The sequence below is a fragment of the Vibrio sp. 2134-1 genome, assembly GCF_033339495.1.
Genome location: NZ_JAWOUS010000009.1, coordinates 73,538 through 92,052, shown reverse-complemented (window position 1 = coordinate 92,052; position 18,515 = coordinate 73,538). Strand labels below are relative to the sequence as shown.

At 45.0% G+C, this 18,515-nt stretch carries 19 protein-coding genes; 5 read left to right on the top strand and 14 right to left on the bottom strand.

The features are described from left to right. Window positions 1-62: 62 nt before the first annotated feature. The 3 genes from R7R78_RS12210 to deoC form a co-directional block, all read right to left on the bottom strand. Window positions 63-1,283, bottom strand: coding sequence for a phosphopentomutase (locus R7R78_RS12210; RefSeq protein WP_005386434.1), 1,221 nt, complete (start codon window positions 1,281-1,283; stop codon window positions 63-65). A gap of 68 nt (window positions 1,284-1,351) precedes the next feature. Continuing rightward, window positions 1,352-2,680, bottom strand: coding sequence for a thymidine phosphorylase (gene deoA / locus R7R78_RS12205; RefSeq protein WP_005380134.1), 1,329 nt, complete (start codon window positions 2,678-2,680; stop codon window positions 1,352-1,354). A 97-nt stretch (window positions 2,681-2,777) separates the two neighbouring features. After that, the gene (gene deoC / locus R7R78_RS12200) at window positions 2,778-3,554 is read right to left on the bottom strand and encodes a deoxyribose-phosphate aldolase (RefSeq protein WP_005380133.1); all 777 of its coding nucleotides are present in this window, start codon (window positions 3,552-3,554) and stop codon (window positions 2,778-2,780) included. A gap of 90 nt (window positions 3,555-3,644) precedes the next feature. Here deoC and R7R78_RS12195 point away from each other — a divergent pair, with 90 nt between their 5' ends. After that, window positions 3,645-3,779, top strand: a complete 135-nt coding sequence (locus R7R78_RS12195; RefSeq protein WP_005391675.1) for a hypothetical protein — start codon at window positions 3,645-3,647, stop codon at window positions 3,777-3,779. Window positions 3,780-4,137: 358 nt separating this feature from the next. Here the strand turns inward: R7R78_RS12195 and R7R78_RS12190 are convergent, their stop codons facing one another. The 6 genes from R7R78_RS12190 to R7R78_RS12165 all read right to left on the bottom strand — a co-directional run bounded on the left by R7R78_RS12190 (window position 4,138) and on the right by R7R78_RS12165 (window position 9,419). Beyond that, a complete protein-coding gene (locus tag R7R78_RS12190) occupies window positions 4,138-5,421 on the bottom strand; it encodes a NupC/NupG family nucleoside CNT transporter (RefSeq protein ID WP_005380131.1) in 1,284 nt (427 codons plus the stop codon). A 204-nt stretch (window positions 5,422-5,625) separates the two neighbouring features. Then, complete coding sequence (locus R7R78_RS12185; RefSeq protein WP_005380129.1) at window positions 5,626-6,399, bottom strand: TatD family hydrolase; 774 nt, start codon at window positions 6,397-6,399, stop codon at window positions 5,626-5,628. Beyond that, window positions 6,386-6,583, bottom strand: coding sequence for a DUF5363 family protein (locus R7R78_RS12180; protein ID WP_005380125.1), 198 nt, complete (start codon window positions 6,581-6,583; stop codon window positions 6,386-6,388). Before R7R78_RS12180 ends, R7R78_RS12185 begins: the two co-directional genes overlap by 14 nt. Window positions 6,584-6,677: 94 nt before the next feature. Beyond that, window positions 6,678-8,267 carry a peptide chain release factor 3 gene (gene prfC, locus R7R78_RS12175; protein WP_005380123.1) on the bottom strand — a complete coding sequence of 530 codons (1,590 nt, stop codon included), beginning with the start codon at window positions 8,265-8,267 and terminating at the stop codon, window positions 6,678-6,680. 285 nt (window positions 8,268-8,552) lie between these two features. Next, window positions 8,553-9,008: a ribosomal protein S18-alanine N-acetyltransferase gene (gene rimI, locus R7R78_RS12170; RefSeq protein ID WP_158174144.1), complete on the bottom strand. Its 456-nt coding sequence runs from the start codon at window positions 9,006-9,008 to the stop codon at window positions 8,553-8,555. A gap of 12 nt (window positions 9,009-9,020) precedes the next feature. Further along, window positions 9,021-9,419 carry a DNA polymerase III subunit psi gene (locus R7R78_RS12165; RefSeq protein ID WP_017635885.1) on the bottom strand — a complete coding sequence of 133 codons (399 nt, stop codon included), beginning with the start codon at window positions 9,417-9,419 and terminating at the stop codon, window positions 9,021-9,023. Between the two features lie 159 nt (window positions 9,420-9,578). On the opposite strand from R7R78_RS12165, the gene R7R78_RS12160 reads away from it, so the two are divergent. Then, complete coding sequence (locus R7R78_RS12160) at window positions 9,579-10,025, top strand: hypothetical protein (RefSeq protein ID WP_176311148.1); 447 nt, start codon at window positions 9,579-9,581, stop codon at window positions 10,023-10,025. Window positions 10,026-10,087: 62 nt separating this feature from the next. On the opposite strand, the gene R7R78_RS12155 is transcribed toward R7R78_RS12160, so the two are convergent. Together R7R78_RS12155 and R7R78_RS12150 are read right to left on the bottom strand one after the other, a co-directional pair. Further along, on the bottom strand, window positions 10,088-10,591 hold the full coding sequence (locus R7R78_RS12155; protein WP_005380119.1) for a GNAT family N-acetyltransferase: 504 nt from the start codon (window positions 10,589-10,591) through the stop codon (window positions 10,088-10,090). Further along, entirely contained in the window at window positions 10,575-11,102 is a 528-nt protein-coding gene (locus R7R78_RS12150) for a ubiquinone anaerobic biosynthesis accessory factor UbiT (protein ID WP_005394645.1), read from the bottom strand. The genes R7R78_RS12155 and R7R78_RS12150 overlap by 17 nt, the downstream gene beginning before the upstream one ends. Window positions 11,103-11,465: 363 nt before the next feature. On the opposite strand from R7R78_RS12150, the gene R7R78_RS12145 reads away from it, so the two are divergent. The 3 genes from R7R78_RS12145 (at window position 11,466) to R7R78_RS12135 (ending at window position 15,551) form a co-directional block, all read left to right on the top strand. Further along, a complete protein-coding gene (locus R7R78_RS12145) occupies window positions 11,466-13,505 on the top strand; it encodes a bifunctional diguanylate cyclase/phosphodiesterase (RefSeq protein ID WP_065274794.1) in 2,040 nt (679 codons plus the stop codon). A 133-nt stretch (window positions 13,506-13,638) separates the two neighbouring features. Further along, a complete protein-coding gene (locus tag R7R78_RS12140; protein ID WP_064376538.1) occupies window positions 13,639-14,652 on the top strand; it encodes a ubiquinone anaerobic biosynthesis protein UbiU in 1,014 nt (337 codons plus the stop codon). Between the two features lie 20 nt (window positions 14,653-14,672). Beyond that, a complete protein-coding gene (locus R7R78_RS12135) occupies window positions 14,673-15,551 on the top strand; it encodes a U32 family peptidase (RefSeq protein ID WP_064354271.1) in 879 nt (292 codons plus the stop codon). 51 nt (window positions 15,552-15,602) lie between these two features. On the opposite strand, the gene R7R78_RS12130 is transcribed toward R7R78_RS12135, so the two are convergent. The 3 genes from R7R78_RS12130 to nlpI all read right to left on the bottom strand — a co-directional run bounded on the left by R7R78_RS12130 (window position 15,603) and on the right by nlpI (window position 18,515). Next, a complete protein-coding gene (locus R7R78_RS12130; RefSeq protein ID WP_225473660.1) occupies window positions 15,603-16,949 on the bottom strand; it encodes an MATE family efflux transporter in 1,347 nt (448 codons plus the stop codon). 123 nt (window positions 16,950-17,072) lie between these two features. Further along, on the bottom strand, window positions 17,073-17,495 hold the full coding sequence (locus R7R78_RS12125) for a MarR family winged helix-turn-helix transcriptional regulator (RefSeq protein ID WP_005380103.1): 423 nt from the start codon (window positions 17,493-17,495) through the stop codon (window positions 17,073-17,075). 99 nt (window positions 17,496-17,594) lie between these two features. After that, on the bottom strand, window positions 17,595-18,515 hold the full coding sequence (gene nlpI, locus R7R78_RS12120; protein WP_005380101.1) for a lipoprotein NlpI: 921 nt from the start codon (window positions 18,513-18,515) through the stop codon (window positions 17,595-17,597).

The following is an 18,515-nucleotide window of genomic DNA, read 5'->3' as shown; positions in this document are numbered from 1 at the left end:
TTACATACTGCAAACATAAAACTAGGAGCAATCAAGCTCCTAGTTTTCAAAAACCTAACTAATTATAGGAAGTTCTTACCGTAATCCATTGGAGAAGTACCGAAGTAACTTGCCAATGTTTGACCGATATCTGCGAATGTTTCGCGGCGGCCAAGAGAACCAGCTGGTACTTTTTGACCATAAACCAATACTGGGATGTGCTCACGAGTATGGTCAGTGCCTGGCCATGTTGGGTCACAGCCGTGGTCTGCCGTTAGGATAAGCACATCGTCTTCTTCCATAATCTCTAGCACTTCGTTGATACGACCATCGAAGTACTCAAGTGCCGCTGCGTAACCCGCTACGTCACGACGGTGACCGTAAGCTGAGTCGAAGTCTACAAAGTTAGTGAATACGATCGTGTTGTCGCCCGCTTCTTTGATTTGCTCTAGCGTTGCTTCGAACAATGCAGGGATACCTGTCGCTTTCACTTTCTTAGTGATACCGCAGTTTGCGTAGATATCAGCAATCTTACCAATAGAAACCACGTTGCCTTGCTTCTCTTCAACAAGTTTCTGTAGAACCGTTGCTGATGGTGGCTCAACAGAAAGGTCACGACGGTTACCGGTACGCTCAAATTGACCTTTACCAGCACCAACAAATGGACGCGCGATAACACGACCAATGTTGTAATCTTCTAGCTCTTCACGTGCGATTTGGCAAAGCTCTAGTAGACGGTCTAGACCGAAAGTCTCTTCGTGACATGCGATTTGGAATACAGAGTCAGCAGAAGTGTAGAAGATTGGTTTGCCAGTCTTCATGTGCTCTTCACCAAGATCGTCAAGAACTTGAGTACCAGATGCGTGGCAGTTACCCAGGAAACCGTCAAGACCTGCACGCTCAAGAATGCGGTCAGTCAATTCTTTCGGGAAGCTGTTTGCTTTGTCAGTGAAGTAACCCCAGTCAAACAGAACAGGAACACCTGCGATTTCCCAGTGACCAGACGGCGTGTCTTTACCTGAAGAAAGCTCTGCTGCATGACCGTATGCACCAATAATTTCAGCGTCTGCGTCTAGTCCAGGTGCGAAGCGACCTGTCGATTCTTTATGCGCCATTGCCAAACCAAGTTTCGATAGATTTGGAAGGCGAAGTGCACCTTGGCGATTGTCGTTATCTGCTAAGCCTTTTTCACATTGGTCAGCGATGTGACCTAGTGTGTCTGAACCTACATCACCAAATTCTTTAGCATCGGCAGTTGCACCGATACCGAATGAGTCTAGTACTAAAATAAATGCTCTTTTCATTGCTCGTTCCTTAGGCCCACTCGGCTTTTTATTATGGTTGAGTAGGCCTTGTGTAATTACTTGTTCTATTAGATATCTTCTGCACGAATTTGGCGGTAAACCTCTGGAGTTGGTGTGTATTCACCACCTACTTTGATTGCACTGCGCAGTGCTTTTGCCGCTTCTTCCCATTGCTCTTCAGTGCGAGCGTGGATGACCGCAAGAGGTTTATCACTGTCTGCGACCTCACCTAGGCGGATGAACTCGTCGAAACCAACTGCGTAGTCGATTTCATCAGTAGCAACTCGACGACCACCACCCATAGCAACCACAGCCATGCCGATAGCACGTGTATCCATTGCAGAGACAATGCCCGTTTCTGTTGCGTAAACTGGCTTGATGATTTCTGCTTTTTCTAAGTAGTTGTCGTAGTTTTCTACGAAGTCTGCTGGGCCGCCTAAGCCGGCAACCATCTTGCCGAAGCACTCAGCCGCTTTGCCGTTATCCAGCACTTCCATCAGTTTTGCGCGTGCGTCTTCTGTGTTCTCAGCAAGCTTGCCAAGTACTAACATTTCAGCACATGAAGCCATGGTCACTTCAAGTAGACGAGGGTTACGGTATTCACCCGTTAAGAAACGAACCGCTTCACGAACTTCCACTGCGTTACCCGCTGAAGACGCCAATACTTGGTTCATGTCCGTAAGAATTGCCGTAGTCTTAGTGCCAGCACCGTTTGCTACCGCAACGATTGATTTTGCTAGCTCTTCAGACGCTTCGTAAGTTGGCATAAATGCACCTGAACCCACTTTTACGTCCATCACTAGCGATTCCAGACCCGCCGCCAGTTTCTTAGAAAGGATCGACGCCGTAATCAGGGAGATATTGTCTACCGTTGCGGTAATATCACGAGTCGCGTAAACACGCTTATCCGCAGGAGCAAGGTCACCAGTTTGACCGATGATCGCCACACCAGCGTCTTTGGTTACTTGACCAAAAACATCGTTGCTCGGCGTAATGTTGTAACCAGGGATAGATTCAAGTTTATCCAGCGTACCGCCTGTATGACCAAGACCGCGGCCAGAGATCATAGGTACGAAACCGCCACACGCTGCCACCATTGGGCCAAGCATTAAAGAAGTTACGTCACCCACACCACCGGTTGAGTGTTTGTCGACAATTGGACCACCGAAGTTCATGTGGCTCCAGTCGATAACCATGCCCGAATCACGCATTGCACACGTTAAGGCGATGCGCTCATCCATGGTCATTTCATTAAAGAAAATCGTCATAGCAAACGCCGCAATCTGACCTTCAGATACCGTGTTGTTCGCTACGCCTTGAATAAAGAAGTTGATTTCGTCGGCGGTTAGGACTTCGCCGTCACGTTTTTTACGAATGATTTCTTGTGGTAAATACATTAGTGCCTCCCAAGCTCTTTTGAGCCATGGTTGTAGTAGGATAGAAGAGGTTTGGTAGCACCCGTTTAGGTGCTACCGTTCAGACGCATTATTGGAATTAGTACGCTGTTGGATCAGCGACGTCGTCCGATACTTCTAATGTATTTAGTAGGTTGGTTAGCAGGCTAGACGCACCAAAACGGTAGTGACGAGCATCAACCCAGTTGTCACCTAGGATTTCGTCAGCCATTGCTAGGTATGCTGCTGCGTCTTCAGCAGTGCGCACACCACCTGCTGGTTTGAAACCAACAGTTTCTGCAACACCCATGTCGCGAATAACTTCAAGCATCATGCGAGCGTATTCTGGTGTTGCGTTTACTGGCACTTTACCAGTTGAAGTTTTAATGAAGTCAGCACCTGCTTCAATACAGATTTGAGATGCTTTCTTGATTAGTGCTTCTTCTTTTAGTTCACCTGTTTCGATGATCACTTTAAGAAGAATGTCACCACAAGCTTCTTTACATTGCTTAACTAGTTCGAAGCCTACTTTCTCATCACCCGCCATTAGCGCGCGGTAAGGAAAAACTACGTCAACTTCGTCTGCACCGTAAGCAACCGCCGCTTTTGTTTCAGCAACTGCGATTTCAATGTCGTCGTTACCATGTGGGAAGTTCGTTACTGTTGCAATACGAACCTCTGGCGTACCTTGCTCACGAAGTGTCTTCTTAGCAATAGGAATAAAGCGAGGGTAAATACAAATTGCAGCTGTGTTGCCTACTGCTGTTTTCGCGTCATGACATAGTGAGATCACTTTTGCATCAGTGTCATCATCATTCAACGTAGTTAGGTCCATAAGTTTAAGTGCACGTAGCGCTGCTGCTTTTAAATCGCTCATTTCTATCTCCGATCAATATTCAAAAAATTCACTACTCAGCCTTACATCACGTCTTTAACTATAATCAACAAGTCGAGACAATGTGAGTAAATGGCTAAACAGTCTATTAATGAACGGACTTGGTTCCCTGAAGACTCGGCATATACAGCGAAAATTTATCATATGCCAATTGCTATCCTTGTCACCGCACAGTACCAGTTTGGCCTATGGCACAACAATCTATGATTGCGGTGTCTTTAATATCACATCACAAAGCAAAACGCCTATTAGATCTGATATTGCAGGGCAATTCATTTGCCCATCGATTATGTAATATTCATTACGTGATTAAGAATCAAGCTTAACCACTATCCTGTGATTAATACATTATAGAGTTTCACCGCAAAACTGTAGCACCAAATAGAGCGCAAACGGTTTGTATCTCAAAATTTCCTAGCCCCTATTCCATTGACTGCGTAATACCTCGACTAAGGCAAACACCCGATGAAATTTTGGAGCCCGAAAAACGAAAAATGCCCCGCAGCAATCTCTTGCTACAGGGCATGATGTAAAACGGCGTCTATATATTAAGAACCGATTCTAATTATAGTGCTGCAAGGCTTAAGCAGAAGCCTGCAATTGTCGCTGCCATAAGGTTAGACAACGTACCTGCAAGAACTGCTTTAACACCCATGCGAGCGATGTCACTACGACGGTTTGGTGCAAGGCTACCTAAACCACCAAGTAGAATCGCGATAGAAGAAAGGTTCGCGAAACCACATAGTGCGAATGAGATGATAGCTGTTGTCTTCTCAGACATTACTTCACCAGTTGCCGCGATTACTTGAGCGTTTTCACCTAGGTATGGTGTGAAGTTCAAGTAAGCAACGAATTCGTTCACTACGATTTTCTGACCGATGAATGAACCAGCTGTTACAGCTTCTGCCCATGGAACACCGATTAGGAATGCTAGTGGAGAGAACGCGTAACCTAGGATTAGCTCTAGTGTTAGTTCTGGCATGCCGAACCAACCACCGATGCCACCTAGCATACCGTTGATTAGCGCGATTAGACCAACGAATGCGATTAGCATTGCACCTACGTTAAGCGCAAGTTGTAGACCAGAAGCCGCACCGCCCGCAGCTGCGTCGATTACGTTAACTGGTTTGTCGTCACCGCCGTCCATCGCTTCTTCGATACTTTCGTGAGGCTGGTCAGTCTCAGGGTGAAGGATTTTAGCGAACAGTAGACCACCTGGTGCTGCCATGAATGATGCCGCAACTAGGTACTCTAGTGGAACACCCATAGATGCGTAACCAGCTAGTACACCACCAGCAACAGAAGCTAGACCACCACACATTACCGCGAATAGCTCTGATTGAGTCATTTTTGGAACGAATGGACGAACAACTAGAGGTGCCTCAGTTTGACCTACGAAAATGTTAGCTGCTGCTGACATTGATTCCGCACGCGAAGTGCCTAGCGCTTTTTGTAGTGCGCCACCAAGAATCTTGATAACCCATTGCATAACGCCAATGTAGTAAAGAACTGAAATCAGTGCAGAGAAGAAGATCAGTGTAGGAAGAACACGGAATGCGAAGATGAAACCGCCGCCGCCGAATACTTCGAACATCTTGTCAGAAACAAGACCACCGAACAGGAATGATGAACCATCGTTACCGTAGTTGATAACGTTAGAAACACCTGAAGAGAAACCGTTTAGTAGATCACGGCCCCAAGGTACATACAGAACAAATGCACCTAATGCGAATTGGATAGCGAATGCGCCACCCACAGTTCTAAAGTTGATAGCTTTTCGGTTGTTAGAAAATGCCACTGCAATCGCAAGAAGCACTACCATACCGATTAGGCTCATAAACAGGCTCATAGTTTATGACTTCCTTATAAGTTATTTATTGGCGTGTTACAAAATGGAGCTATAAAGCGGGGACAATTATACTCATGCAGAATCAATTAAAGTAATGCCAGCCTCACACTTTCCTATAAGATTCATGATTGATTCAACCAGCTTTGTGAGTTAATTCACAATAAGCAGGAAAACGTTTTCGATTTCAAACCACATCTTTAGATTTTATTCACATATCGAGAAAGCAAAATTGCTATTTTTCCACAGTTGAGAGGCAATCGATTGCTTTCGGCCGTTATGCAACTCTACGAGCTCATTAAAGACGTGAATGAGTTTGGCTGGGTGATTTGACTCCCCTTGATATCCAAGTATAGGCATATCTGGTGCGTCTGTTTCGATTACTAGGTTTTCGAGTGGTAATTTTTGAATTGCGTCGCGTGTTTTCTTGGCTCTTGGGTAGGTAATCGTTCCTCCTACACCGATAAAAAAACCTAATTTGACCCACTCCATGGCTTGCTGATAACTCCCAGAAAAAGCGTGTAGCACACCACCTCTAGGGAGATTCGCCGCTTTCACCATTTGAATGAGGCGATTGTGCGCTTTTCGGCTATGTAAAATAACTGGGAGTTCGAAGCGTCTAGCCAGCTCAAATTGAACTTCAAGTATCTTTTCTTGCAACTGTGGATCAACATCAATGGCAAAATCTAAACCACACTCTCCTATTGCCACGCACTGCTGCCCTTTTTGATTTAGATAGCCTTCTAGCTCTGTAAGGTGCTGCTCAACGTTATCTTCAAGAAAATACGGATGAAAGCCGAGCGCATAATACAAATTGGCATGTTGCTCTGCCAAAGTTTGAATACGAGCCCAGTTTTGCGGACCGACGGAAGGAATCAAAATTCTTGCGACGCCTTGCGTTTGAGCAAGCTCAAGTTGATGTGCAAAGTCATCTTGAAACACATCAAAATCAAAGTGGCAGTGCGTATCAAAGAGCTTCATCTTGACGCTTTTTATCTGTATCTGCGGGCAGAAAATCAGAGGATGGTTGGGCTTCACTCTTCTCTTCAGTTTGATGGGCTGGGTCTTTTCGATATGGGACACAACTGCGTTTCTGATCGGGAGTTAACCCCATCTCTTTACACCAGTTGTCGTAACGCTTTAGCCCACGTTTAAACCAATTCATATCTTATCCTTATATAAAAACGCCCTTGGCTAAGTTTATAGCCAAGGGCGTTTTAAAATCTAGTTTGCGTTAAGGCTTACCCTAACCGCGCAAATTAGTGCTCACGCGTCGCACGGAAATCAACGTCAGGGAAACGCTCTTTCGCCAAGTTTAAGTTAACCATTGTTGGAGCGATATACGTTAGGTTATCACCACCATCCAATGCTAAGTTCGCTTGATTCTTGCGTTGGAACTCATCCAGTTTCTTCGCATCACCACACTCAACCCAACGAGCAGTTGCAACGTTAATGCCTTCATAAATCGCTTCAACGTTATACTCAGATTTCAAACGAGCCACAACAACATCGAACTGAAGTACACCAACGGCACCAACGATCAGATCGTTGTTCTGTAGAGGACGGAATACCTGTACCGCACCTTCTTCTGATAGCTGAACCAAACCTTTGAGAAGCTGCTTCTGCTTTAATGGATCTTTCAGGCGAATACGACGGAATAGTTCCGGAGCGAAGTTCGGAATACCAGAGAACTTCAGTGATTCACCTTGAGTAAAGGTATCACCAATCTGAATAGTGCCGTGGTTGTGTAGACCAATGATGTCACCGGCGTAAGCGTGTTCTGCACGTGCACGGTCACCAGCCATAAAGGTTACTGCATCAGAGATACTCACTTGCTTGCCAAGACGAACGTGGTTCATCTTCATACCTTGCGTGTAAGTGCCCGATACAATACGCATGAATGCGATACGGTCGCGGTGTTTTGGGTCCATGTTCGCTTGGATCTTAAATACGAAACCAGAGAACTTCTCTTCAGTCGCTTCAACTTCACGTTCAACCGCTTGACGAGTTTTCGGCGCTGGAGCCCATTCAGTTAGACCGTCTAGCATATGATCCACACCAAAGTTACCTAATGCAGTACCGAAGTAAACTGGCGTAAGATCACCGGTTAAGAACATTTCCAAATCAAACTCAGGGCAAGCACCCATGACAAGCTCAAGCTCTTCTCGAACACTTTCCGCAAGGCCTGCACCAACTTTTTCATCAAGCTCTGGGTTGTCGAGACCTTTGATGATTCGAACTTCTTGAATCTCATGACCGTGACCTGATTCGTATAAAATCGTTTCATCACGGTGAATGTGGTACACACCTTTAAATTCTTTACCACAGCCGATTGGCCATGTAATTGGCGCACACATCATGCCCAACTCGTTTTCTACCTCGTCCAATACTTCCATTGGATCACGAACGTCACGGTCAAGTTTGTTCATGAAGGTTACGATTGGCGTGTCACGCAGACGCGTTACTTCCATCAGCTTACGTGTACGATCCTCGACACCTTTCGCCGCATCGATAACCATCAAACACGAGTCTACTGCCGTTAACGTACGGTATGTATCTTCCGAGAAGTCTTCGTGTCCAGGCGTATCAAGTAGGTTTACCAGACAGTCATTGTAAGGGAACTGCATTACAGAAGTGGTTACCGAGATACCACGTTCTTTTTCCATTTCCATCCAGTCTGATTTTGCATGCTGTGCGTTACCACGACCTTTAACCGTACCTGCTTTTTGGATCGCGTTTCCGAATAAAAGGACTTTTTCAGTAATGGTGGTTTTACCCGCATCCGGGTGAGAAATAATAGCGAACGTTCTGCGCTTAGACACTTCGCCTAAAAAAAGGGGATTTGACATTAGTTAATCTTCTAAATTACTTTCATGCTCACAAAATAGGCAAGCATATCTACTATTCGATATTGTGCGGTATTCTCGCTTATTATCGCTGTGCTAGCAAACTGGAAAGACATGAACTGAATTTACTCGGCTCACCAGCCTTTACCTGCAACTAACAAGGGAAAGCCAGCTCCGCACAAAGAGATGTAAAAATTCAAAAAATTATTATTACATATTCAAAAGCCTCGAATCCGGATACGCATTTAAAGCATAAGTGTTGATGAGGTAATTAGTAACGGCCTAAAACTAACTCAAAAATAAGTAACTCATGATAATGGCGTCTTCCTTACCATTTCCCGATTTAGCTGGGTAATAGTTGTAACGACGGTCCACTTCATTAAAACCTGCTTGCTCATAAATATGGATAGCTGGGTGATTACTTTCACGCACTTCTAACCAAGCACTCTCTGCTTTGGCTTGTTCACAGTGTTCAATAAACGCGTCCAGCAATTTTTGCCCTAGCCCTCTGCCCTGTTGAGAAGGCGCTACTGCAATATTTAATAGTGTCACTTCTCCAACAATATTCTGTCCATAGAAGTAACCAACCACTTGAGAGCCTTCCAGCATCACATGATGGCAAGCACCGCGACTGGATAAGTCACGAACCAAAGATTCGGCCCAAGGGTGAGAATGTGCTTGCTGCTCGATTTGCCAAACTTGGTCGAGGTGATCTGCACACATCGGCGTAATTTCAATTGTCACGCATTAGCTCCGTTAAGAGTACGAACAGATTTGTTGCCACAATGCGCGGCGCTGTTCGTTATTACCATCAATATCTTGTAATAGTGGCGAGGTCAGGTGCTTTGCCTTGATGCTTTTATCAGCCTCACAGCCTGCAAACCACACCCACTCTAGCTGATGTTCACCCAGCATGGATAAGCGCTCAGGCTCTAGGTGTAGCGCATCATCAAGCGTGAGCTTAATGCTTTTTAATACGCGCTCAAACATCAATGCCGTCTCGTTTTCTGGACATATTGGCGATACCAATAGGAGTTTACATGAACTTTGCAAATCCAATAATGGCGATTGATAGCCTTCCAGTCTTTCAGGGTGTACCAGCTCCCATGTGCTGATCCCCATTTCACGTAAATACTGTTTCTCGTTAATTGACATTTTCCGTCACCTATTTGAACGAGGGCAATCCTATCAAATTATCGCGATTATACCTAAAGGACTTCAAGGAACACCTGAACACAATGAGATGATTTGGATATTCCTTAACATAGCGTTTTGCCAACGGCCACACATTGGGTATGACATATGAGGTACATTATGAAATTCTTAAATACGCTACTGCTTTGCACACTGGTAGCCGCCACCAGCATGAGTGTTTTTGCTAATAACAGCGATGAGTGGGAGCTGATTGCAACGAAAACCGTTAACTTTCATACAGAAACAGATACCGTGACACCAAATAGTCTATTCCGAAACCGAAGCTTCAGTAAAATAAAACTAAAATGTGTGCAAGGAACGGTAGACATTAATGGTTTAAAAGTCGTCATGACAGATGGTAGTGAGAAAAAGCTTTCCTCTATGGGCGTACTAACAAGCGGATTGTCGACTCGTGCCTGGAGCCTTCCAGGTACAAAAGAAGCCAAGCTAAAACAGATTGAAATGACTTACAGTAGCTGGGGAAGCACAAAACTCAGCCTGCTAGGGGTAAGTAAAAAAGCGAAAATAGAGGTCTGGGGCAAAAAGAAAAGTAACCCGTCATCCTAACCTCCCTATCTCAGTTTTCAGTGAATAAGAAAGAAGCCCACTTAGTCGTGGGCTTCTTTCATTTACAGTTCAGAGAACTCTGGCGCATAGTCTATGCGTCCGGAGCGTCCAGCACATTGACCTTCGACCAACTCTGCGACTCGAAATGCACCTTTAGGGACATCCCAAGCACATTCAAAGCCCATCTCGTCGCATGATTGAAAACCCTGGCGCGCGTAATAATCAGGATCGCCCAACACCACACACACTGGGTAGCCAAAATCACGCAGTGAATCGAAACCTTCTTTGATCAACTCTGCAGCGATGCCTTGGCGACGGTAATCTTCATGAACAGCTAATGGCGCTAGCCCTTGCCATGACAAATCTTCACCATTTAAGGTCACAGGGCTAAATAAAGCATGGCCTATCACCTCTCCCTCATCTGTACACGCGACTAAGGAAAGCGTGAATTTGCTGTTTTCGCGCAAACGCATCACAAGCTCAGCTTCAGCTTCCGTCGGGAAGGCGTGTTTCAATAAGCGGTCAATGGTAAGAATGTCCGCTGGGGCTTCAGTTCGAATAAGCATTCGCTACTCCGGTTGGTTGTGCAGGCGCTTGAACTCCTTTCTGAACAAAATCAGCCAATTGATTCAAAGCGACTTGCATTGCTTTCGGTAACTGCTCTAAGTCGACACTGTCCATTAAGTTTTTCACTTCTAAGCCAAGCTCAGTATCACCTTCAATTGAAAGGCGACGTTGGAAGAACAGTGTGTCAGGGTCTTCTTTACGACCAGCAATCAGTACTAGGTCGTTTAGATTACCACTAAAACTCACATCTTCCTGAACTGGTTTTTCAGCTACCACCAATTTTTCGTCTTGATAGCTGATGTACCATGCTAAGTTCAAGTCTTTAATCGCAACTTTTAACCACTTGTCTTCAAGGAACTCAAAGTCACCATCTTCCAAGGCTTCTTTAAACACCATTTTTAGCCCTTCCAGCAACGCTTTTTGCTGAATTGGCTGTGGTAATAACTGGACTGGAGAACGCAAAATATTAGCTGCGTTCTTTACTAGTTGACTGCGAATCTTGTTTAACACGTTCATTATCCGTTACTTTGTCATTAGGTTGCTTATATTAAGCAATCGTGGCGATGAGATTACTGTTATGTATCAATAAAGTGCTTATTTTAGATTGGTGGTTTATTGCTCACTGACGCTTCTTTTTTTGAACTTACGTGTATTATTGATGCGAACAGGTGGATAAACACTTTTACAACCGTATTTTCAAAGTTATAGTTATCTGAGCGTATCCATGTGATTGTCGACTGCACAGCTAAAACCGCGAGCCCTTTAATGGCAAGTAACACTTTAGCTTGGTGGTAGACCGCCGCAGGCTTATCAGGGTGTCGCTTTTTATACACGGACGAATAATCTGGCTCATTGGAGATCGGTAATACCCTAATGCCTTCCCAGCAATTAAAACATTGGTTTGCCACGCTAACCTCAAATAGCCCTTTCTTCTTTGCCATTCTTGATAAAAAACACAATTATCGAATGGTAAGTGACCGTTACTGCGATATCGCAGGTTTAAGTCATGAGGAAATCGTCGGCTTAAACGATTGCCAAGTGCTGGGTGAACAGTTTTATAAGAAGCTTGCACCATACTATCAGCGCGCGTTCAAAGGGGCACATGTCGAAGCCGAAATCACGCTCGATGAAACCGACCTTGAAACCAGTCTTCACTTTAGTCTTTCGCCAGTTTTTGAAGGTAACGACATTCGCTTTGTTGTTTTTCACGCTGTCGATACTTCAGAAAAGCAGATACTCGTTCGCTCCTTAGAAGAGTCCGAAAGTAAGTTTGCGAAGTTAACACAACTGCTACCAGACGGCTTACTGCTTATCGAAGATGATATTGTCATCTCTGCGAACCCCGCATCAGCGCGCCTTCTCGGACTTAACTCTCCTCATGAATTGTTGGGCGAAGAGCTAAGTCGTTTATTCATCGATGAAAACAGTAAAAAGGTATTTAGTCATCGATTGAGTACATTAATTTCTGACAAACCTTTTGTCTGCTTAACCAGCGCAAGATGCGGCTTTGAACGGAAAGTTCAGCTACACGCGGATTCCACGGCGATATTAGGTAGCGAATCTCAAATTATCCTAATCCAAGATGCTGATGATGCGCCCAAAAACCTGTCTTCTGCATCGAATGAAGACATACACATTGACTCGCTCACCAAACTCTACAACCGCTTTGGCTTCACCAAACGTTTGGAACAGCTGATCAAAAAGCAAACACCGCTTCTGGTGTTCTATTTGGATATCGATAACTTCAAAAACATTAATGACTCACTTGGTCACCATATTGGCGATAAAGTGATTCAAGAGGTATCGGCCCGTCTTAAACGGTTACTGCCAAACCAAGCGATTATTGGTCATTTGGGTGGCGATGAGTTTGGTGTCATTCTGCCGGAGCCAGAAAATACCCGCATGGCTGAAATTTTGTCCGATCGCATTATCTCGTTGATCAACCAGCCTTTCGATTTACACCACTTCAGCAAACGCCTTGCCTGTTCAATTGGTAGCGTTCGATACCCTGAAGACGGACAAGATGCGCGAATCCTACTCCAAAATGCCGATACTGCGATGTATGAAGCCAAAGATCGTGGTAGAAATCGTCTGATCAAATTTAACGATCAAATGAACAAAGAAGCGCGTATGCGTTTGTGGCTTGAAATCGAACTGCAAAAAGCATTGCAGCAGAACGGTTTGGAAGTGTGGTATCAACCTAAGGTTAACGCGCGAGACTTCAGTATCAACGGCGCAGAAGCGCTCGTTCGTTGGAAGCATCCAGTCGAAGGGTACATTAGTCCTGGCTCATTCATTCCTGTCGCCGAGCGCGCTGGGTTAATCGAACACCTTGGACGTGTCGTGATGCGTGATGTTTTCAATACGGTAAAACGTTGGAAGCAACAAAGCATACTGCCAGGCCGTGTCGCCATCAACCTCTCTCCCGAGCAATTTGGCAACCCACAGCTGATCGACTTTATGGAAAAGCTGCTTCGCACTACCGAGCTTGATCCAAGCTGCATTACCTTCGAGCTAACCGAAAGTGCCGTGATGAGTGATAGCGAACATACACTGCAAATGTTGAATGCGATTAAAAAGCTTGGCTTCGCTCTCTCTATCGATGACTTTGGTACCGGCTACTCTTCTCTTTCCTACTTAGCGCGTTTCCCTATTGACGAGCTAAAAATCGACCGCGCTTTTATTAATGATATCGACACACTACCGAAACAAGTCACTGTGATTGAAAACATCATTAACCTAGGTAAGTCGCTCGACTTAACTGTCGTTGCCGAGGGGGTGGAAACCCACCAGCAAGCGACCCTGCTCTCTAACCTTCAATGTAATGCGATTCAAGGATTCCATTTTTATCGCCCGCAGCCAAAACATGAAATTGAAGAGCTGTTTGTACAGAATCGTCGTCACAAGAACTAACCCCGACCCGATACCCTTACTCGCAAGGGGTAAATATCGACTTTATTGAGCTAAACCTAACTTAGGTCAATTTCGCTATTCATAATTCTTCATAAAATGCGGACACCTTTTTATTCTCAATGATTGTGAGCATATGGAACTCTTGTGTCCCGCGGGTAACCTGCCTGCGTTAAAAACTGCGATTGATTGCGGTGCCGATGCCGTCTACATTGGTTTCAAAGATGATACCAACGCCCGTCACTTTGCTGGCCTCAACTTTAACGGCAAGAAATTAGAAAAAGCGGTGCAATACGTTCATGACCGCAATAAAAAAATTCATGTCGCGTTGAATACCTTCGCTCATCCCAATGGCTTCGAGCGCTGGACGAACGCAGTAGACAATGCAGCGGCACTGGGTGTAGACGCGCTGATTGTTGCAGACATTGCAGTGCTGGAGTACGCGGCTCGCAAATATCCCCATCTGGAACTACACCTTTCAGTGCAAGCATCAGCGACCAACGTCGCAGCCATTGATTTTTACAAACAAAACTTCAACGTAAAACGGGTAGTGCTACCCCGCGTTTTATCGATTCATCAGGTCAAACAGCTCTCACGCAACATCACTAGCGATGTCGAGTTAGAAGTCTTTGCTTTTGGTAGCCTTTGCATCATGTCTGAAGGTCGCTGCTACCTATCGTCATACATGACAGGCGAGTCTCCAAACACTGTGGGAGCATGCTCTCCAGCTAAGTACGTTCGCTGGCAAGAAACAGAAAATGGTCTGGAATCCCGCCTTAACGACATTTTGATCGATCGCTACAGCGCCGGTGAAAATGCGGGCTACCCTACCTTGTGTAAAGGTCGTTTCGAAGCAGAAATCGAAGGCGAGAAAAAACGCTACCACGCACTGGAAGAACCAACCAGTTTGAACACCCTCTCTATGCTGCCAGAACTATTTGCTGCAAATGTGGCGTCTGTAAAAATTGAAGGTCGCCAACGTAGCCCTGCTTACGTAGAACAAGTCACTCGAACATGGCGAGCCGCGATTGACCGTTACCAAGCAAACCCAGAAGCTTACCAAGTCGAAGCGGCTTGGGATGCCGCATTGGCAAACGTGTCTGAAGGTACGCAGACCACACTTGGTGCTTATCACCGCAAATGGCAGTAGAGGTTAAGATGGATAATTCAATGAAATACGCGCTTGGCCCGCTGTTGTACTTCTGGCCAAAACAAGACATCGAAGCGTTTTATGAACAAGCGAAATCAAGCTCCGCGGACATCATCTATCTTGGGGAAACCGTATGTTCAAAACGTCGAGAAATGAAGCCTTCGCATTGGCTTGAAATCGCAAAAGAGCTGTCTGCATCTGGCAAGCAAGTGGTGCTATCAACAATGGCACTACTAGAAGCTCCGAGTGAAGTAAACATAATGAGGAAGTACATCGACAACGGTGACTTCGCGATTGAAGCAAATGACGTATCTGCTGTTCAATTGGCATCAGAGCATAAAGTGCCTTTCGTCGTTGGCCCTGCAATCAATACTTATAACGCACACACGCTCAACTTATTTTTGAAGCAAGGTATGATGCGTTGGTGCATGCCTGTCGAACTCTCTCGCGAATGGTTAAACGATACTTTAGTTCAGTGTGACGAGCTTGGTATTCGTAACAAGTTTGAAGTTGAGGTATTTAGCCACGGTTATTTGCCTTTAGCGTATTCCGCTCGCTGTTTCACAGCCCGAGCTGAAAACCGAGCGAAAGACGATTGCGAAACCTGCTGTATCAAATACCCTACGGGTATCCAGGTCAGCAGCCAAGAAGGGCAAGAAGTCTTTAACCTTAACGGCATTCAAACACAGTCAGGGTATTGCTACAACCTCATCAATGACTTACCAAGTATGAAAGGGCTGGTTGATGTGGTCCGGTTAAGCCCTCTTGGTATCGACACTTTTTCAGAGTTAGAGCGTTTTCGCTCAAACGAATACGGCGATAATCCTGAAAAGCTCGAAAGCCGCCAATGCAATGGCTATTGGCATCAACTAGCGGGCTTAGAAGTAAAAACCATTTAATCCTTAAAGATAAAAGCGAGGCCTAGCCTCGCTTTTATCTGTTAGCTTTTGTTAGCAGGCTTGCACCCTTGGTTCGACAGAACTCTCATTAAGCAGCTTTTTCACATCTCGCCACAACATACTGATCACGACCAAACTCAATGCAATGTTAGACAATGGGAAAGCTAACCAAATGCCTGTCACGCCGAAAAGTTTCGGCATAATGAATAAGAATGGCAACTGGACCAGCATGTTGCCTAGTGTTACAAACATGGCTTTGCTGCCTTTGTTTACTGATTGATAGTACGCGGCCGCCACAACTAAAAAACCATCTAAGAACAACGCAAACATGTGTAAACGAATCCCGATCACCGTGCTATCAATCAACTGTTGGTCTGCATTATTAAACACCGAAACCAGTTCGTACGGGAAAAGGTTCATCAAAACAACGAACGCCACCCCGCCAAGCACAGATGTCCCCATCGCGACCTTTAATAACTTTCTAATGTTATCCTGATTACGTGCACCGTGGTTGAAGCTCACTAAAGGCTGCATACCATTCGCAATTCCTTCGGCTATCAGATAGTAAACCGTCACGATGTACCCCAAAATCGCGTACGCTCCGATCAACATTGCACTTCCGTATTGAGCAAATAACGCGTTGTGCAGTGCCACCATCACAGAGCCGTAGGCGTACATAAAGAAACTTGATGTACCTATCATGATAATCTTTGGTGCAGCATCAACCTGAACTTTGAAGTCGCGGATACGAAGGCGTAATGTTGCTTTTGAAGTAAAGAAGTAACCAATACCGAGCACAGTGACCACTAATTGTGCAAGTGCAGTGGCAATAGCGGCTCCGGTTAACTCCCACTCCAACCAAGCAATAAATACGTAGTCTAATACAATGTTAATAACGGCACCGATGACCATCAAAATCGTTGCTAAGTTCGGGCTGTCGTCATTGCGTAATAAAAACGGAACTGCGATAGAACCCAACGTGAATACGCACGCGACAATCAGAATATGCAAATATTGCAGCGCAAGTTCAAACACTCGCCCTTCCGCACCTTGCCAGCGAATAAATTCATCCGAGAACAAGAACAATATTGTAGCAACGATCGGCATCAATGCCGCTAACAACGTCAATCCGGTCGTTAGGATTCGCTTAGCGCCTTCATGATCGTTCTCTCCTTGCTTGATCGAAGTCAGCGCGCCAGTCCCCACCCCAATCATCATTCCTATACCGAGGATCGAACCGATAATAGGCCACGCAACATTGATCCCAGCTAATCCGTCAGCGCCAACATAACGGCCAATAAAAATGCCATCAACTATTTGATACAAACCGTTCACGAGCATTGCTGCGACGGTTGGAATCGTATATTTCCAAAACTGTCTATAAATTGAGTTTTGCATGACTGTCACCAGTAGTTAGCAAAGCTAACCATTTAATTAGCAAGGCTAACTAAATGGTTAAATTAAATAAAAAAAGATGAAACAACAAAAACTAAACCATACAGCTGAGGCCTTTGCTTTAGTTTAAAATGACTTATTACTCAATGCTTTATTCAATAAAGCTTGTAACTGTTCAGCTTCTTGCTGATTTAATTGTTGCATCATTTGGTCAGAGATATCTTTGTACACTACCTGCTCCAAAGACATTTTTTCTGCGACTTCTTCCGTAAGCAACACACGCTTAGCACGAGCATCCTCATTACATGCGATGCGTTTCACCAAACCCTTTTTTTCCAAACGCACAACCATTGTCGATGCGGAAGGCTTAGTCACTTGCAGCTCTTCTGCAAGATCGGTTATTCGCACACCCTCAGGGTAAACCTGAATCACACGTAAATAATCGAACTCATTAAAGCTTAGATGTGATAATGGATCTTCTTTGGCATAGACACGCCAAGCTTTGGCGCAAAAACGCTCTAAATCAATCAAGCTTTCTTCTAATGCCATAAAAGCCACCACCACTTAGTTAGCAAGACTAACTATTTTAAATGAGTCACTCATCAAGTTCAATCATAAAAAAAGCCGCTCTCATCGAGCGGCTCTAAATCATTCAATTTCCAGCTTCTTGGCAGCCTTTAACTTGGCCAATCTATCTTGCTGTAATTGATCGTAAATTTGCGCCAACTCCAAGAAAGAATAGCGATGCTCAACATAATCGTAAACGTTGAACGAAATCGCGAGCTTATAAAGTGAGATGGCACTTGCGATATCACCTTCAAGCTGATTACGCTTTCCAAGGTAGAAATACGTTTCCGTCAATCGTTCAGCTAGGCGATAGTTCTCTCTCGTTCCATCCATAATTGCTTTAAGCGCGTCTTCGTCCGAGACGTCTCGTAGCATGATGGCAACAAGAACCCATCCCCACTCTTCACTACGATCTCGTAAATAACGCTGTTGAAGATTGGCTTTTGCTTGCTCTGGATTTTGCTCAGCTTCGATGATGTACAGCCATAATGAACGAAAAGGATCCGTTGGCATTTCTTGATAATGCTTGGTCATATCTTCTAAAGCGAGATCGATTCGGCCACCATAATACAGTGCAATCGCACGGTTGCGCTCAGCATAGGTATTATCAGGAGCCAACTCTATGGTCGAGTCAAACGCTTCATATGCCGCATCAAACTCTCCTACTTGGGTAAAGTATACTCCCAAAAGATTGAAGATGTCCGGCTGAGCAGGATTCAACTGCAAAGACTGGTTAAAGTCCAAACGGGCAAGATCACGCAAACCAACGCTGTCGTAGTAGCTACCGCGCTCATAATGCATTTTAGCGCGCACTTCATCACTAAGGTCGGGACGTTGTAGCAACTGCGAGAGACGCGCGATTTGTACTTCTTGTTGAACACTAGGCTGAAGTGGCACCGCCATCGGTGGATATAACCACTTTTGTGCTGATTGTTGAGAAGTATTTGCACAACCGGTCAGCGCGATAGCAACACATAAAATTGCGGTTTGAAACCATTTCAC